General features: G+C 69.7%; 16 protein-coding genes and 1 pseudogene. 7 read left to right on the top strand and 10 right to left on the bottom strand.

The genetic code is table 11. The annotated features are described in order from the left end of the window. Positions 1-44: 44 nt before the first annotated feature. The 3 genes from GI374_RS13085 to GI374_RS13075 form a co-directional block, all read right to left on the bottom strand. The gene (locus GI374_RS13085) at positions 45-365 is read right to left on the bottom strand and encodes a PepSY domain-containing protein (RefSeq protein WP_154337520.1); all 321 of its coding nucleotides are present in this window, start codon (positions 363-365) and stop codon (positions 45-47) included. Between the two features lie 160 nt (positions 366-525). Then, positions 526-1,041, bottom strand: a complete 516-nt coding sequence (locus GI374_RS13080) for a cytochrome b (protein ID WP_154337519.1) — start codon at positions 1,039-1,041, stop codon at positions 526-528. A 55-nt stretch (positions 1,042-1,096) separates the two neighbouring features. Beyond that, complete coding sequence (locus tag GI374_RS13075) at positions 1,097-1,687, bottom strand: PepSY domain-containing protein (protein WP_229583225.1); 591 nt, start codon at positions 1,685-1,687, stop codon at positions 1,097-1,099. Between the two features lie 9 nt (positions 1,688-1,696). On the opposite strand from GI374_RS13075, the gene GI374_RS13070 reads away from it, so the two are divergent. Genes GI374_RS13070 through GI374_RS13060 form a run of 3 tightly spaced genes read left to right on the top strand, consistent with a single transcriptional unit; the run spans position 1,697 to position 5,700 of the window. Beyond that, positions 1,697-2,359: a response regulator transcription factor gene (locus GI374_RS13070; protein ID WP_154337518.1), complete on the top strand. Its 663-nt coding sequence runs from the start codon at positions 1,697-1,699 to the stop codon at positions 2,357-2,359. Beyond that, a complete protein-coding gene (locus tag GI374_RS13065) occupies positions 2,356-3,693 on the top strand; it encodes a sensor histidine kinase (protein WP_370515340.1) in 1,338 nt (445 codons plus the stop codon). Before GI374_RS13070 ends, GI374_RS13065 begins: the two co-directional genes overlap by 4 nt. A 24-nt stretch (positions 3,694-3,717) precedes the next feature. Next, a complete protein-coding gene (locus GI374_RS13060) occupies positions 3,718-5,700 on the top strand; it encodes a heavy metal translocating P-type ATPase (protein ID WP_370515339.1) in 1,983 nt (660 codons plus the stop codon). Between the two features lie 60 nt (positions 5,701-5,760). Here GI374_RS13060 and GI374_RS13055 read toward each other — a convergent pair whose 3' ends face one another. Further along, positions 5,761-6,642 carry a LysR family transcriptional regulator gene (locus GI374_RS13055; protein ID WP_154337517.1) on the bottom strand — a complete coding sequence of 294 codons (882 nt, stop codon included), beginning with the start codon at positions 6,640-6,642 and terminating at the stop codon, positions 5,761-5,763. Positions 6,643-6,843: 201 nt separating this feature from the next. Between GI374_RS13055 and GI374_RS13050 the strand changes: the two genes are divergently transcribed. From GI374_RS13050 to GI374_RS13040, 3 genes are all read left to right on the top strand, one after another. Then, entirely contained in the window at positions 6,844-7,065 is a 222-nt protein-coding gene (locus tag GI374_RS13050) for a heavy-metal-associated domain-containing protein (protein ID WP_154337516.1), read from the top strand. Between the two features lie 69 nt (positions 7,066-7,134). Then, complete coding sequence (locus tag GI374_RS13045) at positions 7,135-9,081, top strand: cation-translocating P-type ATPase (RefSeq protein WP_195759922.1); 1,947 nt, start codon at positions 7,135-7,137, stop codon at positions 9,079-9,081. A gap of 117 nt (positions 9,082-9,198) precedes the next feature. Further along, positions 9,199-9,849 (top strand): DUF924 family protein, encoded by a 651-nt coding sequence (locus tag GI374_RS13040; RefSeq protein ID WP_154337515.1) that lies wholly within the window; start codon positions 9,199-9,201, stop codon positions 9,847-9,849. A gap of 25 nt (positions 9,850-9,874) precedes the next feature. Here GI374_RS13040 and GI374_RS13035 read toward each other — a convergent pair whose 3' ends face one another. The 6 genes from GI374_RS13035 to GI374_RS13010 form a co-directional block, all read right to left on the bottom strand. Further along, entirely contained in the window at positions 9,875-10,570 is a 696-nt protein-coding gene (locus tag GI374_RS13035) for an ATP-binding cassette domain-containing protein (RefSeq protein ID WP_154337514.1), read from the bottom strand. A 4-nt stretch (positions 10,571-10,574) separates the two neighbouring features. Continuing rightward, positions 10,575-11,747, bottom strand: coding sequence for an FtsX-like permease family protein (locus GI374_RS13030; protein WP_154337513.1), 1,173 nt, complete (start codon positions 11,745-11,747; stop codon positions 10,575-10,577). Continuing rightward, positions 11,744-12,967, bottom strand: a complete 1,224-nt coding sequence (locus GI374_RS13025) for an HlyD family efflux transporter periplasmic adaptor subunit (RefSeq protein WP_154337512.1) — start codon at positions 12,965-12,967, stop codon at positions 11,744-11,746. The genes GI374_RS13030 and GI374_RS13025 overlap by 4 nt, the downstream gene beginning before the upstream one ends. Beyond that, positions 12,964-13,326, bottom strand: a complete 363-nt coding sequence (locus GI374_RS13020) for a hypothetical protein (RefSeq protein ID WP_154337511.1) — start codon at positions 13,324-13,326, stop codon at positions 12,964-12,966. Before GI374_RS13020 ends, GI374_RS13025 begins: the two co-directional genes overlap by 4 nt. A 128-nt stretch (positions 13,327-13,454) precedes the next feature. Then, a complete protein-coding gene (locus tag GI374_RS13015; protein WP_229583223.1) occupies positions 13,455-14,636 on the bottom strand; it encodes a cytochrome c3 family protein in 1,182 nt (393 codons plus the stop codon). Between the two features lie 284 nt (positions 14,637-14,920). Beyond that, positions 14,921-15,079, bottom strand: a complete 159-nt coding sequence (locus tag GI374_RS13010) for a hypothetical protein (protein ID WP_154337510.1) — start codon at positions 15,077-15,079, stop codon at positions 14,921-14,923. A 134-nt stretch (positions 15,080-15,213) separates the two neighbouring features. On the opposite strand from GI374_RS13010, the pseudogene GI374_RS13005 reads away from it, so the two are divergent. Beyond that, positions 15,214-16,322: pseudogene (locus GI374_RS13005) on the top strand (IS3 family transposase). Positions 16,323-16,385: the final 63 nt, after the last annotated feature.

Genomic DNA, 16,385 nt, shown 5'->3' with positions numbered 1-16,385 from the left:
TCCCGGCGCCCTCCCTCGTGGGGCGGGCGCCCGGAGAAGCAGGTTCAGTTCGCCGGGGACGTGGCGGGCGCGGCGGGCGCCGGAGCTTCGCCGGCGAACTCTTCGAGCTCCGCCTTGATGACATCGAGGGTTGCCGGGTCGATCTTGGCTTCGATCGTGTTGCCGCCGACATCGGTCACGTGGACCTCGTAACAGCCGTCATCCAGCTCCGTGGAGGTGATGGTCCAGCCGTAGTCGGTGGCGAGCTGCGCCACGGCTTCCCAGGACTGCATCTGTTCGGGCGAGACCCGGCAGTCGTCGTCGGCAAGGGCGGCGCCAGCAGGCAGAACGGCCAGCAGGGCAAGGGTCGCAAGCATCCGTTTCATCGCTAATTACTCCTGTGTTGCGGTTATCGGATGGTGCGAATCTGCGCCCCGAGCCTGACGAGTCGCTGAACCGGCATAAAAAGATCCGTCAGCTTGCCGTCAGCAACGAAAAGGCCCGGCCTTTTCGGGGCCGGGCCGGCGCTTTCGGGATTTTGTGAACTCAGCGCAGGCTCATCCGCCGCAGGGTTCCGTCGCGCAGGACGAACTGGTGCCAGATCGCCGCAAGCGCGTGCAGCCCGGCGAGCAGCAGGATGATGCTGCCAGCGCTTTCGTGGAACTCGGCGATTGCGCCGGGCCGCCCTTGGATCGGGGCGGTCAGGGCGGGAAGGTGCAGACCGAGGAGCTGCACCTGAACCCCCATCTGCGAGGCGACATACCAGCCGGTGATCGGCAGCGCGACCAGCAGCCCATAGAGCAGCCCGTGCGCCGCCCCAGCAACGACCGTAAGGGCGCGCGAACGATGGTCAGGCTGCGCACCGCCGCCCATCAGGCGCAGCACGAGCCGCGGCAGGACGAGGGCCAGCACTGCGATTCCCAGCGTGAAATGCAGAAGCGGCGGGTTCTGGACCACTTCCCGGCCGCCCTCGGCCGTGGCCCACGCGCCCAGCACGGCGGCCGCGGTCGCCCAGTGGATGGCGGCGAGCGCCTTCGGATAGCGAGCGATGGTTTCGGTCATGGCGTCGTCTCCGGCGGGGCGGGGGTTGCGGGGTGGTGCAGCGGCGATTGCGGGCTCATCTCACGACGACCGCCGGCGGCGTGCCGTTGCCGAGGAGCCCGCCGGGCGGGGGCAGGTTGGCGGGTGGTGCCGTCAGCGGGGCGCCCTGACCACGCTCGCGCGCCTGACGCGGCCCGTGGTCATCGTCATCGTCATCGTCATCATCCCGGCCCTCGCCGCGCCGGTCCTTGCGCTTCATCTCGACGACCTCGAGGGTCGCGGGGTCGAGCTTGGCCTTGAACGCCGCGCCCTGCGCATCGTTACCCCTGACCTCATAGCAGCCATCGTCGATCTTGATCCGACCGACCTGCCAGCCGCGCGCCTTGACTGCGTCCTGCACCGCCTCCCGCGGCTGCCACCGCTCCATCGGCACCTGGCAGTCATCATCATCGGCATGGGCCGCGCCTGCGATGCCGAAGGCAGCAAGCAGGGCACCCAGCAGCATGTGCTTTTTCATCGCATTTGCCCTTTGTCCTTGTTCAGGCATCATCTGCCGCAAGTGATCGCACGTGTTCCTGACGGCCAGCTTAAGCGCGCGGCACCGCCGCTTCAGGCTGCCGACAGGTTGGGCAGCGAGGCTTGCGGGGCAGCAGGCAGGCTTCAGCAAGGGGACTTCATGCGGATCCTTCTGGTCGAGGACGACACCATCCTGGGGGCGGCGGTGCGCGACCACATCGCCGCCGACGGGCATTCGGCCGACTGGGTCGGGCGGCTGGACCGCGCGGCCGAGCATCTGGATGCGGCGCCCTACGACCTGATCCTGCTGGACCTGATGCTGCCCGACGGACGCGGCATCGCCTTCCTGCGCGGCCTGCGGCGGCGCGGCGACGTGACGCCGGTGATCATCCTGACCGCGCTCGACCAGATCTCGGACCGGATCGAGGGGCTGAACGCGGGCGCCGACGATTACCTGACCAAGCCCTTCGACCTGGCCGAGCTTTCCGCTCGGCTGGCCGCAGTGGCGCGGCGCTACAGCGGCAATCCCAATCCGCTGGTCGATCTCGGTGAGTTGCAGGTCGATCTGGCCGCCCGGACGGTGCTGCGCGCCGGCCGCCGCGTCGATCTGACGGCGCGTGAATGGGCGCTGTTCGAGGCCTTCGTGCAGCGGCCCGGACAGGTGATCTCGAAAGCCCAGCTTGAGGATCGCCTCTATGCCTTCGGCTCGGAGGTCGAGAGCAACACCATCGAGGTCCATGTCAGCCGCCTGCGCAAGAAGCTGGGCGCAGGCGTGGTCGAGACCGTGCGCGGGGTCGGCTACCGGCTCGGGGACGGGCGGTGAGAGGACCGGCGAGTCTTCAGGGGCGGCTGTCGCTGTGGCTCACCCTTGGAGCGGTTCTGCTCTGGGCCGTCGCGGCGGCATGGACCGCGGTGCATCTGCGCCACGAGATGGACGAGGTCTTCGACAGCGCCCTCGAGGAAGCGGGCCAGCGCCTGCTGCCGTTGGCGGTGCGCGACATCATCGGGCGCGAGGAGGATGACAGCCCCGACCAGGGCGTGGCCACCCTGCGCGAGCATGACGAGTATTTCACCTACGTGGTGAGAGACGCGGAGGGCCAGGTGCTTCTGCGTTCGCACCGGGCCGATCTGGGGGTTTTCCCTCCCTTCTCGGGGATAGGCTTTGCCGACACCGCCACGCATCGCGTCTATTCCGACGCCGCCCTTCGGGGCACGATCACCATCTCCGTCGCTGAGCCGCTGGCCCATCGCTGGGACGTCGCGCGGGAGGCGCTGATCGGGCTGGCGCTGCCGTTGACATTGATCGTCCCGGCCAGCCTGTTCGGCGTCTGGGCCGCCGTCCGCGCCGCCATGGCGCCCATCCGGCGCTTTCGGGCGGGGATCGAAGCCCGCGGCGGGGGCGATCTGTCGCCGATTCCGGCCGAGGGCCTCCCCTCGGAGTTCCAGCCCAACGCGCGCGCGGTGAACCTTCTACTGGACCGCCTGCGCCGCGCACTGGAGGCCGAGCGCAGCTTTACCGCCAACTCGGCGCACGAGTTGCGAACCCCCGTCGCCGGTGCGCTGGCGCAGGTGCAGCGGCTGATCGTCGAGGCGCCCGACGAGGACACCCGCAGCCGCGCCCGCCAGGTCGAGGCCGCCCTGCAGCGGCTGGCGCGGCTGTCGGAAAAGCTGATGCAGCTTGCCCGTGCCGAGGGTGGCAGGCTGCAAGCGGAAACGCCGGTCGATATCGCACCGATCCTGCGGATTCTGGTGGCCGACATGGGGCGTGACGCGGGCGGCCGGCTCGAAGTGTCGCTACCGGACGCTGCAGTGATTGCGCCCATCGACCCGGACGCCTTCGCGATCCTCGCCCGCAACCTGATCGAGAACGCCATGCGGCATGGCGCACAGGACGCCACCGTGCGGGTTTCGCTTTCGCCAGACGGCGTGCTCCGTGTGGTCAACGCGGGACCGGTGGTTCCGCCCGAGCAACTCGCGCGCGTGTCGCGACCCTTCGAGCGCGGCGCGACGGATGCGCAGGGCAGCGGGCTGGGGCTTGCCATCGTCGAGGCGATCGCCACGGGCACGGACGGCCGGCTGGAGTTGACCTCGCCGGCGACCGGACGGGCGGACGGGTTCGAAGCCAAGTTCGCGACAAACCGCATCGAGACTAAGTAAGATGCAATCTGAAAGGATCCCGGTGTGAAACGTCTCTCGTCGTTCGATCTCTCGTTGGCTCTGTCGCTCGCGGCGGTGCTGGGGCTGGCGCTGGCATCGGCGGGGCTCTGGCTGGGCGGCGGGCGGCTGGGCTCTCTGGTGACGCCGGGGCTGGTCCTCGTCTATCTGGCCGGCGGACTGCCCGCCGCACGGCGCGCGCTGACGGCGCTGTGGCGCGAGCACGTGCTGGACATCGACCTGCTGATGGTTGTTGCCGCCGTCGCCGCGGCCGCGGTCGGCGCGCCCTATGAGGGCGCGGTCCTGCTGACGCTGTTCAGCGTCGCAGGCACCCTCGAATCCCGCGCGCTCGGCCGTGCCCGCCGCGCCATCGAGGCGCTGATGGCGCTGCGCCCGGAAACCGCTTTCCGCAAGGGACCGGACGGCACCGTCGCGGAGGTTGCCGCCGCCGACCTGGCGGTGGGCGACACGGTGATCCTGCGCCCCGGCGCCCGCGTCCCGGCGGATGGCAGGATCGCCGAAGGCCGCGGCGGCATCGACGAGGCCCATATCACAGGCGAATCCATGCCGGTCTCCAAGTCGCCGGGCGATCCGGTGTTCGAGGGCACTGTCAACCTCGAAGGCATCCTCGAGGTCGTCGTCACCCGGACGATCGGCGACAGCACCATCGCCCGCATGATCCGGCTGGTGACCGAGGCGCAGGCGGCCAAGGCCCCGTCCGAACGGTTCAGCGCCTGGTTCGGCCAGCGCTACACGATCGCGGTGCTGGTCGGCGCGGTGCTGGCCTTTGCCGTCTTCCACTGGCTGGGGCACGGCTGGGACGGGGCGCTTTACAAGGCCGCGACGCTGCTGGTCGCGGCGAGCCCCTGCGCCATCGTCATCTCGGTTCCGGCGGCGATCCTTTCGGCGCTGTCGGCGGCGGCACGCGGGGGCGTGCTGTTCAAGGGCGGCGCCGCGCTGGAGACCCTCGCCGCCGTCGAGACCTTCGCCTTCGACAAAACCGGCACGCTCACCACGGGCGATGCCACGGTCACGCAGATCGTGGCGCTGGACGGCGACGAGGACGGATTCCTGTCGCTTATGGCGGGGCTCGAGGCGCAGTCCGAGCACCACATCGCCGCCGCAATCCGGCGCGCGGCCGTGGCTCGCGGCGTCGAGGGCGCGGAGATCGCGGAAGTCACCAGCCGCGCGGGCAAGGGGATCGTCGGCCGGGACGACCACGGCACGCTCTGGGCCGGCAACCCCTATCTCGCCGCGGAGATGGGCGCGGACCTCCGCCACCCGGCTTTGGCGGCGCTGGATTCGGGCGCGCAGACCGTCGTCTATCTGGGCCGCAGGCAGCAGGTGCTGGGCGCGGCCGCCGTCGCGGACAAGGCAAGGGCCAGCGCCGCGCCCGCCCTTGCGGCGCTGCGCGCCGGCGGCGTGAAGCGGATCGTCATGATGACCGGCGACCGCCGTCCGGTCGCGCTGAGGATCGGGTCGGAACTGGGCCTCGCGCCGGACGAGATCGAGGCCGACATGCTGCCCGAGGACAAGGTGCGGGCCGTGGCGGCGCTGGCCGATCACGGCCGCGTCGCCTTCGTCGGGGACGGAGTGAACGATGCCGCGGCGCTGGCCCGCGCCGATGTCGGGATCGCGATGGGCGCTGCGGGCTCGGACGTGGCCCTGCAGGCCGCGGACGTGGCGCTGCTGTCGGAGGATCTGGAGCGGCTTGCGGCCGCCCGCCGCCTGTCGCGACGCACGGCGAGGATCATCCGCCAGAACCTGACCTTCGCCATCGGCGCCATGCTGCTGCTGGTGACGGGAGGGCTGTTCTTCGACCTGCCGCTGCCGCTGGCCGTGATCGGCCATGAGGGCGGCACCGTGCTGGTAGTGCTGAACGGGCTGCGCCTGCTGTCGGACCCGATCCGGCGGACCGCGCCCACGCGCGCAGTCCCCGGCCGTGCTCCGCTTCACGAGCTTCCTTCGCGCGGCGGGCATGCCCCTGCGACTTCTGTCCGCTCGGGATAACCAGGGGAACCCCGCTCAGGTCGGAACGCTCAGGCACATCGCGGTTGCTCACGCCCCGCTTCAGGCGGCGCCTTCGAGCAGCGGCGCCTCCTGCGCCAGCGCCTCGGCCATGAAGTCGAGGAAGGCGCGGATGCGCGCGGTCCGGCGCAGGTCCTCGTGGGTCAGCAGCCACAGGTCGAGCGTGAAGCTCTCGGGCAGCGGCGCGACCCGCGTCAACCCGGGATCGAGGTCCGCAATCCCGCACGGCAGGGTAGCGAGGCCGATGCCGGCCCTGGCGGCGGCGATGGCGGCGGCCACCGAGTTGACGCGGAACGCGGGACGGACGCCGGGCAGGAACTCGGAGAATGCGCGCACGAGCGGCGCGTGTTCGGCGTCGAAGCCGATCCACGGCTGCTCGGTCAGCGGCGCCGTCGCCTCGGCCGCGGCCGCTCCATAGACCGCGAAGGCCAGCCGCCCCACCCGGCGGCCGACGAGCGTCTCGGGCGGCTGATTGCCGACCCGCAGCGCCACGTCGGCCTCGCGCCGCGTCAGGTTCAGCGTGGCGTTGCCGACGGTCAGCTCGACCTCGATGCCCGGATAGGCGCGGAGAAAGGCCAGCAGGTGCCGCGGCAGCAGGCCCTGCGCCAGCATGTCCACGGTGGTGATCCGCACCACCCCGCTCAGCCGCAGGTCCTGCCCGGTAACCCGGCGGTCGAGGGCGGCGATCTCCGCCTCCACGCGGAGCGCGCTCTCCTGCATCGCCTCGCCCGCCGCGGTCAGGGCGTAGCCGTTCGGCAGCCGGTCGAAGAGGCGGACGCCAAGGGCTTCCTCGAACGCGCCGATCCGCCGGAAGACGGTCGAATGGTTCACGCCGATCTCCCGCGCGGCCCCGGACAGCGTGCCCGCGCGCGCCACCGCCAGAAACAGGCGCAGGTCGTCCCAGTTGTCGATCCGTGCATCCATGCAATGTCGCCTTTCGGATTTCGCGGATCGCTCCGCCGTGACATGCAACATAGCTGGCAGTTGAAGCAATGGCCAAGGCAGCGGCTGTGCGTTCCTGCAAGGGCAGCTTTCGGGTTTCCCCAATCGCAACCTCGGACGGAAGTCATAGGTCATTGGCTGAAGGTAGGGACGAGCCCCGCCGAATGTCGAAAGGAAACGACCATGACCCAGAAAACCGTTCTTCGCAGTGACGAACTGTCCTGCCCGTCCTGCGTGCCGAAGATCGAGAAGGCCCTGCGTGGTCTGCCCGGCGTCGAGAAGGCCGAGGTGCGCTTCAACACCGGCAGGATCGAGGTCGAGCACGATCCTGCGCAGTCGGACGTGGAGGCGCTGGTGCAGGCGATCCGCGGCACCGGCTACGAGGCGCGCCCCTCGGCCTTCTGACCGCATCCCGACCCGCCGCGCCGCGACCCGGCGCGGCGGTCTGCTGTCTGGATGAGAAGGATGAATGAGATGGAACGACTATCTGCAAACATGAAGGCCACCTTTGCGCGCCCGGCGCGGCGGCGCCTGTGGCTGACCGCCGGCAGCGGCATGCTGATCGCGGCCGGGCTGATCGCGCGTTACGGCTTCGGCATGATCGGCCTGTGGTCCGGGCTGATGGTGGCCGCGGCACTTCTGGCCGGCTCGGACATCGCTGTTCGGGCCTGGCGCGCGCTGAAGGTCAGGCATCTGAGCATCGAGCTGCTGGTGACGATCGCCGCCGCGGGTGCGCTGGTGATCGGCGAATACTGGGAGGCGGCCGCCGTCACCTTCCTCTTCATGCTCGGTGCCTGGCTGGAGATGCGGACCATGGGCCAGACCCGCGGCGCGCTGAAGGAACTGCTCGACGCCGCACCCGCCACCGCGACGGTGCTGCGCGAGGGCGAACCCATCGAGATCCCGGCCCACACGGTTCAGTTGGGTGAAACCGTGCTGGTCAAGGCCGGCCAGCGCATCCCGGTGGACGGCGAAGTGACCGAGGGCACCGCCGCAGTCAGCGAGGCCGCCATCACCGGCGAGCCGATGCCCGCCGAGAAGGCGCCGGGTTCGCGCGTCCATGCCGGGACCATCGCTGAGAACGGGTTGCTGCGCATTCGCGCCACCAATGTCGGCGCCGACACCACGCTCGCCCGCATCATCCAGCGCGTCGAGGAGGCGCAGGAGGAGAAAGCCCCCAGCCAGCGGATGATCGAGCGTTTCGCGCAATGGTATACGCCTGCGATCATCGGGCTCGCAGTCGTGGCGTTCGCCTTCACGCAGGACATCCGGCTGGCGCTGACGCTGCTGGTGGTCGGCTGCCCTGGCGCGCTGGTGATCTCGACGCCGGTGTCGATCGTCGCCGGGATCGGCCGGGCCGCGCGCAGCGGCATCCTGATCAAGGGCGGCCAGCACCTGGAAAGCGCGGGCCGGATCGACACGATCGCCCTCGACAAGACCGGGACGCTGACCGAAGGCAAGCCGCGTCTGGCAAGCGTGATCGCGCTGGACGGCACGGAAGACAAGTTGCTGCGGCTTGCCGCGACCGCCGAGGCCGGCTCGGACCACCCGCTCGGCCGCCCCATCGTCGAGGCCGGTCGCAAGCAGGGGCCGCTGCCCACGCCCGAGACGCTGGACGAGCACGCCGGCATGGGCATCAGCGCGCGCATCGACGGGCGCGAGGTCGCCGCCGGCAACCGCCGCCTGATGGAGAAGCTCGGCATCCCCTTGGGCGCCGATGGGGAGGCCGGGCTGAAGCGCCTGCTCTCGGCCGGGCAGACGCCGATCCTGGTGGCGGTGGACGGGCGGCTGATCGGGCTGCTGGGCATGTCCGACATGGCCCGCGAGGGCGCGGCGGAGGCTATCGCCCGCCTGCGCGAGATCGGCATCCGCCGCGTGGTCATGCTGACCGGCGACCAGCACGGCGCGGCCGAGGCCATAGCCCGCGACGTCGGCATCGACGAGGTCCATGCGGGGTTGATGCCGGAGGACAAGCTGGCGCTGATCCGCGAGATGAAGGCAGCGGGCGCCCATGTTGCGATGGTCGGCGACGGCATCAACGACGCCCCGGCGCTCGCCGCGGCCGACACCAGCATCGCCATGGGCGCCGCCGGCAGCGATGTGGCGATCGAGACCGCCGACATTGCGCTGCTGCAGGACGATCTGGGCAAGATCCCCGAGGCGATGGCGATCTCGCGCGCGACGCTCGGCAACATGCGCCAGAACCTGGTGATCGCGCTTCTGACGGTGGCCGGGCTGCTCGCCGGAGTCTTCAGCGGGCATGTCCATATGGCCGGCGGGATGCTCGTCCACCAGCTCTCGGTGCTGATCGTGATCGCCAACGGCATGCGGCTGCTGCGGGTGCCGGCAAGATACCGGCCGGGCACCAGCCGCACGGGACGAGCGGCTGCCGGGTCAGCGACCGTCGCGGCGCGAAGCTGAGCGACAGTTCAAGCTACGAGTCCCCGCGCTGACGCGCGGGGGCTGATTCACGTCTCTGCGAGACTACCGGACTCCTTTTTCGATCTGGACGAAGCAGGTTTTCCACGAGGTGCCAACATGAACGAGAAATCTGACGCGCGTGCATGGAAGGAAGTTCTCGAATTCTGGTTTCCAGAGCAGAGCACCTCCAACCTTGACGCCGACACTCATCGAGAACAGTGGTTCTGGCGAATGCGCGGCGGGGCCGACAGCGAGATCATCGCCCGATTTTCCGATCTCACAGCCGAGGGGGCCAAGGGCAATCTCGATCACTGGGCGAGCAATGCCGAAGGCAGGCTCGCGCTCATCATCGTGCTCGACCAGTTTTCCCGTTCGCTCTGGCGCGGCGAGCCCCGCGTCTTCGCGCAGGATCGTGCAGCGCTGACGCTGGTGATGGATGGCATGGAGAACGGCCATTACGCGGCTCTCGCCAGCCCGTGGCTCAGGATCGTCTTCGGCCTGCCGCTGGGTCACTGCGAAGGTCCGGATCATCTGGAGCGTCTGGATTTGCTCATCGGGCTCCGCGAGGACATCGCCACGCAAGCTCCGGCAGAACTGCAGCCGATATACCTGTCGCTCGTGACGCAGGCTCATGAGGTGCGGAAGGTGATCGCGGCCTTCGGGCGCCACCCGCACCGCAATAAGGCACTCGGCCGGCAATCAACCGCTGCGGAGGAGGCATACATAGCTGAGGGAAGGTTTCCGCATCTGCGAGCATTCGAAGGGTGAGGACCGAGGTTCGCGGTTCAGCCCCTCAGGGCGATGTGTCGCCGACGATGCGTCCGTCCTCCAGCGTCACGATGCGGTCGGCCAGTTCGAGGATGCGGTTGTCGTGCGTCACCATCACGGTCGTCGTCCCCCGCGCCCGGCCCATCCGCCTGAGCAGTTCGACCACGTTTACGCCGCTGTCGCGGTCCAGCGCCGCGGTCGGCTCGTCGGCGAAGACGACGTCGGGGTTGCCCACAATGGCGCGGGCGATGGCCACGCGCTGCTTCTGCCCGCCCGACAGGTTCGCGGGCAGATAGTCCAGCCGGTCCGACAGCCCCAGCAGGCCGAGGACATGCGCGGCAGTGGCGCTGTCGGCGGTGCGGTCGCGAAGCGGCTTCACCTGCAGCCCCATCAGCACGTTCTGCCGAGCGGTCAGGCTTTCATGCAGGTTGTGGGCCTGGAAGATGAAGCCGAGCCGGCGGCGCAGCGCGACGAGGCGGCGTTCGGGGGCATCCGCCAGTTCCTGCCCCAGCAGGCGAACCGATCCCTCCTGCACCTCGCGCAGGCAGCCTATCAGCGTCAGCAGCGTCGTCTTGCCCGACCCTGACGGCCCCATCAGCACCGTCAGGCTGCCGCGGGCGACGTTCAGGTCGACACCGTAGATCGCCTGCTTCCTCGCCTCGCCGCGGCCGAACCAGTGGTTCAGCCTGGAGGCGACGATGGCGGGTCCGGTATCCGTCATCGGCTCAGAACAGATCGGCCGGATCGGCGGCCGCCAATCGCCGCGTGGCCAACGCGCCGGACAGCGCACAGGCGACGATCGTGCCAACGAACACGCTCGCGGCCGTCGTGACGCCGAGTTCCAGCGGCAGGTTCGTCGCCCGCCGCATCCCGCCGATCAGGAGGCGGGCGACCAGATAGCCCGGCAGCGCCCCCAGCGTGGCGAGGATCAGCGCCTCCTCCAGCACGATCCCAAGCAGGAAGCGCTGGCGATAGCCCATGGCCTTGAAGGTCGCATATTCGCGGATGTGGTCGGCAACGTCCGTGGACAGCACCTGATAGACGATGACCAGCCCGACGAGGATGCCGATCACCACGCCGAAGCCGAAGATGATGCCGGTCGGCCTCTGGGTCTGCTGATAGGCGATGTCGTCCGCGCGCGCCTGGGCATAGGGGCGGATGCGCAGCGACTTGTCCGAAACGAGCTGTCGCAGCTCGGCCGAGACGCGCGCCGCGTCCGCCCCCGGCGTCAGCGCCAGGAGCACATGGTCGGGCGCGGCGCTTTGCCGGTTCTGCACGATCTTCAGGAACGTCTGGTCTGACACGATCAGGTATCCATCGACGCCGAACCCGCCTCCGCCGTCGAAGCCGTCATACATAGTCAGGGTGCGGCCGCGGATCTCAAAATCGGCCGGCGCGTCGGGGCTGATCGCCGCCGCCTCGTCAGGCATCAGCCCGCGCGTGAGACGGTCGATGATCCCGGCGTCGGGCAGCGTCAGCAGTCCGGCCGCGGGGCGCAGCGCGGGTTCGAGGAAGGCGGGCTGGGTCGGATCGACCCCGAAGGCGGTCAGCGTCATGGTGCTGCCCGCGCGCTGCAGCGTGACGTTGCCCACGAACAGCGGCGCGCCGGCCGTCACATCGGGGTGAACCAGCGCCTGGAACAGCCATTGGCGCGCGACGTTGTTGCCGTCGCTCAGCGAATCCGCGTCGGCCGCCGAGATCATGATTCCCGCCTCGAAGAAATCATAGGGGCGCCCGGTGGCGATCGACATCGACCCCATGATTGCCAGCTGGACGAAGACCAGCACATTGGCGAAGGCGACCCCGGCCAGCGCCGCGATCATCCGGGCGCGGCTGTGGGTCAGTTGCAGCCATCCGATCGGAAGGCGGCCCAGCAGGCGGGTCAGCAACCGGGTCATCCGTCCGCCGCCGCTCCGCCGGACGGGTCGGCGTCGGTCCTGATCCGCGCCACGACCTCGAGGTTTGTATACCGTGCCGCCACCGCGCTGCTGCGGGGGTCGAGCTCGACCTCGACCCGCACGACGCGGGCGTCGGTGTTGGCCGCGATGTCGTCCGGCAGCAGCCCCTGCCGCCCGACGGTCAGGCCGATGCGCGAGACCGTGCCGTGCAGCGATTGGCCGATCGCGATCGCCATCAACTCGACCGGCTGGCCCGGCGCGACGCGGGCGATGCGGTCCTGATAGATCTCGACCTCGGCCATCATCCGGTCCGTGTCGCCCATCGTCAGGATGCCGGAGGCGGGCGGGCGTTCGCCGGGGCGGGCGTCCAGCGTCAGGATCGTGCCCGAGACGGGCGCCCGCACCGCGGCGCGGGCCAGATCGGCCTCGGCCCGGCGCAGCGCCGCGCGCGCCGCGTCGAGGTTGCGGCTGGCCACGATCACGTCCGGCTGGTCCTCGCCCGCGGCAAAGCGGCTCAGCGTCGCCTCGGCCTTGGCGACAGCCAGCGCGGCCTGGTTGCGGTCGGCCTCGGCCCGCTCCTGCGCCGTCTGGGTGGCGACGCCGCGCCGCGACAGCGCGAGCGTGCGCTCAAAGTCGGCTTGCGCCTCGGTCGCCGCCGAGCGGGCCTGATCCAGCCCCGCCTGCGCCTCGTCGCGCGAGGCCGCGACCGCCGCGCGGGTCTGGACCAGCCCGGCCTCGCGCACCGCGACCTCGGCCCGCGCGGTCAGCAGCGCGCTTTCCAGAAACGGCAGGTTGTCCAGCGTGGCGACAATCTGACCCTCGGCGACGCGGTCGCCCTCGGCCACCGGCAGGGTGGCGATGCGCGCGTCGCCGGCGCCATACGGGGGCGCGACGGTGATGACATCGCCGCGCGGCATCAGCCGGGCAAGGCCGACGACATCGTTGGGCACGATGGTGGCGACAACGGCCGGGGGCAGCTCGATCCCGGGCGGCAGCGCGATCGGCGCGCTGGACCCCGCGCCGGGGACGAGGCCGGTGCGGTCGAAGACCAGCCGCAGGCCCGGAGGCTGGAAATACATCCCGACCACCGCCCCGGTCAGCACCAGCAGCGGAACCAACAGCAGCAGCAGCAGCCAGCGCCAGCGCCCGCGCCGGGACGCGGGGGGCACCGCCTCGGGCGTGGGGGCAACGCGCAGCGGCAGGTCGGGCACCTCGCTCACCGGCGCGTTGTCCGGAACGCGACGGCGGTGATGACTGCCCAGACGAGGGTCCGCAGGGTCATCGCCCCGACGGTGCGCCGTTCATAGGCGCCGCCGCTGACAACGTGCCAGCCGAAGGCGGCAAAGACCATCAACGTCGCAAGCAGGATCGCGATAGCCAGCGGTGGCGCCCAGGACCGCCCCAGCCACAGCCCCGCGCCCGCCGCCACATAGGCAAAGCCGGCGAGAAAGTTGAACACCAGAACGAACCCCACCACCGCGCCCATGTCGGCCCCGCCGAACAGGGCGCGGCCACCCGACAGAATGGTCAACAGCCCGAAGACGACCGCGACCACGGCGGCGATGCGGGTGACGGTCATGGCGCACCTCTCTCGTTCAGGAACTCATCACGGTCATGCTCAGCGCGGCGGTCTTGAAGCCATGGGTCGGGTCGGACGGGGGCGGAGAGCGGCGCCAATCGGCGGCTGCCGTCGCCCGCATCCGGGGATCACGGCCGCGTCAGATCCGTCACGTTCGCCTCCGACAGATCAGCCAGCGAGTCGTGCATCAGCTGGATGACGTAAGGTGCGTTGTGGGCATAGGCGCCCGGATCCTTGCCGACGAACTGGTAGTTGTAGGCCGCCTTCAGCAGGCGCGGCGTCCATGAGGCATATTTGTTGGGCATCTTCGCCTCCTCTTCGGACAGCGCACCGTCGTCATCGACGTCGTTGAAGAAATACGGATGCGCATGGGGGTGGTAGCCGATCGACGCCCCCGCGACGTCCCGCGCGTAGGTCTGGATCGCGGAGAGCAGGCGGCCGTGCAGGTTTGCGACCTCGGCCGCGATCCCCTCGACGATGTCGCCGTTGCCGTCATGGTCCACCAGGCTCTTGCGGATCGAGACGAGCGACTCGCGGTTCGTCACGCCCTCGTGGCAGGCGGCGCAGGGTTCGCTCTTTGGCGCGACGGTGTGCAACTCGTGGCATGTGGTGCAGGTGTTGAACGGCTCCGGGTGACGCCGCTGCGAGGCGTAGGGCAGCCCCCCGTATTCGTAACCGCCGCGCGCCATGGTGCCCATCAGCGTCGCCCCGGCGGCGCGGTAATGGATGTTGATGAATTCGAGTTCGGGGACGACCGTGTCCTCACCGTGTCCCAGAACGGCTGCGGTGACGGTCGCGCCGGCGGTCCGGCCCTGGTGGCAGGTCATGCAGCGCGCGTTCGCGCCCAGGTCCTCCACCCGCAGGGTCGAGGGGAAGGTCACCGCGGCCATCTGCCGGACGGTGTCGTTGTGGCAGGCGCCGCAGGCGATGACCGAGCCGGTGGGCGCCTTGCGATCCACCACGCCAGGCGCGCTGCCATCGGCGCCGATATAGTCGAGGAAGCCGGGCGTCGAATGGCAGCGCGCGCAGGTCTCGGGGATCTCGCCTACCTCGTTCCAGTTGGTGAAAGCCCGCGCGTCGGCCTTCGCGTGGGGCGAACTGGCCCAGTCGTGGAAATAGGGGATGCGCTCGGCAGGGATCATCAGCCCCTGCCCTGCAGCGGGCGGCTGCCCGACCGCCGTTGAGGGCGACACCCCCGTCGCGGGCTGCTGGGCGGATGCGGGAACATGGGCCGCGGCAAGGGCGATGAACGGCACTGAACAGAGGCCGATGATCGTCCTGCGCCACGAAATACGGGACCGATGGTTCATGACGTGTTGCTCCTCTCGCGCTGCCGAATGGTCCGGCGATCGATGGGGAGCGTCGGCCCCGATGCGGGGCGCGGTATCCCCGCCTCAGGATACGCATGCGGACAGCGTTTCGGCAAAGCTGAAGGTCGGGTCGGGGCAAGATGACGCAGGTAGCAGGGCCGTCAGGGCGACGACCACGCACCGTGCGGCCGAGGCCTCGCCGCCGGACAACTGCTGCGAACGCGCGTGCCGACCTCCATCGCGGCGCGGTGCGGAAAACGTGCGCTCCGCAGCCGTCCGCCATGTCACACTTCTCCTGCGTAGAATGCACGCAGATGCGGGAAGTCGCCGTTCGCGATGCAGGTCTCGTTCGCCAAGGTCGCGCGGCGGCCGAGAACCTGGTTGCAGAGAGGATGGTGGCCGAAGGCGGCGGTGATCTGCCGTACGTCGCGCGCCTGCTTCACGAGCGAGCGCGCCCTCAGCCCGGTCGGAGCGTTGGCGGCCGATCTCCCCGCGGTGGGTGGATCAGGAGGTTGCTGTGACCCCCGAGAACTCCTCCATCTGACGCTAGAGTCCGGCCCAACGAGAGGACCGGACCATGAAGAGATCGAAGTTCACCGAGGAGCAGGTCATCGGGATCTTGCGCGAGCAGGAAGCCGGGGCGAAGACGGCGGAGCTCTGCCGTCGTCACGGGATCAGCAGCGCCACGTTCTACGCGTGGAAGGCCAGGTTCGGCGGCATGGAGGTGTCTGACGCGAAGCGGCTGAAGGCGCTCGAGGATGAGAACGCCCGGCTCAAACGGCTCCTGGCGGAGTCGCTGCTCGATCAGGCTGCGCTGAGGGATCTCCCCTCGCGAAAGTGGTGACGCCCGCTGCCAGGCGCGAAGCCGTCGCGACACTCGTGGAGTGCCACGAGATGAGCGAGCGGCGGGCGTGTGCCGTGATCGGCGCGGATCGGACGTCCGTCCGCTACCGCAGCCGACGCCCCGACGATGACGAACTGCGCGAGCGCCTGCGGGCCCTGGCGTCCGAGCGCCGCCGGTTCGGTGACCTTCGGCTGCACGTTCTGCTCAGGCGCGAGGGACATGTCGTGAACCGCAAGAAGACCCAGCGGCTCTACCGGGAGGAAGGCCTGTCGGTGCGCAGGCGGCGAGGACGGAAGAAGGCGACCGGCACCCGGGCACCGCTGCTGACGGTGGCCGTGCCGAACGCACGCTGGTCGGTCGACCCTCGCCATGGGCCTCGGACCAGTGGCGGCTCATGGCTCGATCCACGACCAGTTCGCCCAGGGCCGCCGGTTCCGGATCTTCAACGTGATCGACGACGTGACGAAGGAATGCCTCGCCGCCGTGGTCGACACCTCGATCTCGGGGCGTCGCGTCGCGCGGGAGCTGACGGCTCTGATCGCCCGGCGCGGGCCAAGCCAGGCCTGATCGTCGGCGATCATGGGACCGAGTTCAACTCGAAGGCGATGCTGGCCTGGAGCGAAGAGACCGGCGTGTCCTGGCACTTCATCGCGCCCGGCAAGCCCATGCAGAACGGCATCTGCGAGGCGTTCAACTCGAAGATGCGGGACGAACTCTTGAACGAGACGCTGTTCTTCGGCCTCGATCAGGCCCGCCGCATCGTCGCCAGCTGGGTGGCCGACTACAATCCTGTTTCATTGCACCCATCTAACTATGCTGTTGAAGTGAATAGGTTTTGCTGATCAGGGTTCGATCCTGTGGGGTATCTAGGGCTCTGTCGGGCTCGGTGAACGAGCCGCTGGGCT

This window comes from Paracoccus sp. S-4012, from assembly GCF_009674885.1.
In the GTDB taxonomy this organism is placed as follows: domain Bacteria; phylum Pseudomonadota; class Alphaproteobacteria; order Rhodobacterales; family Rhodobacteraceae; genus Paracoccus.
Note: the sequence above shows the minus strand (reverse complement) of the source record. Positions and strands in the feature narration are given on the sequence as shown.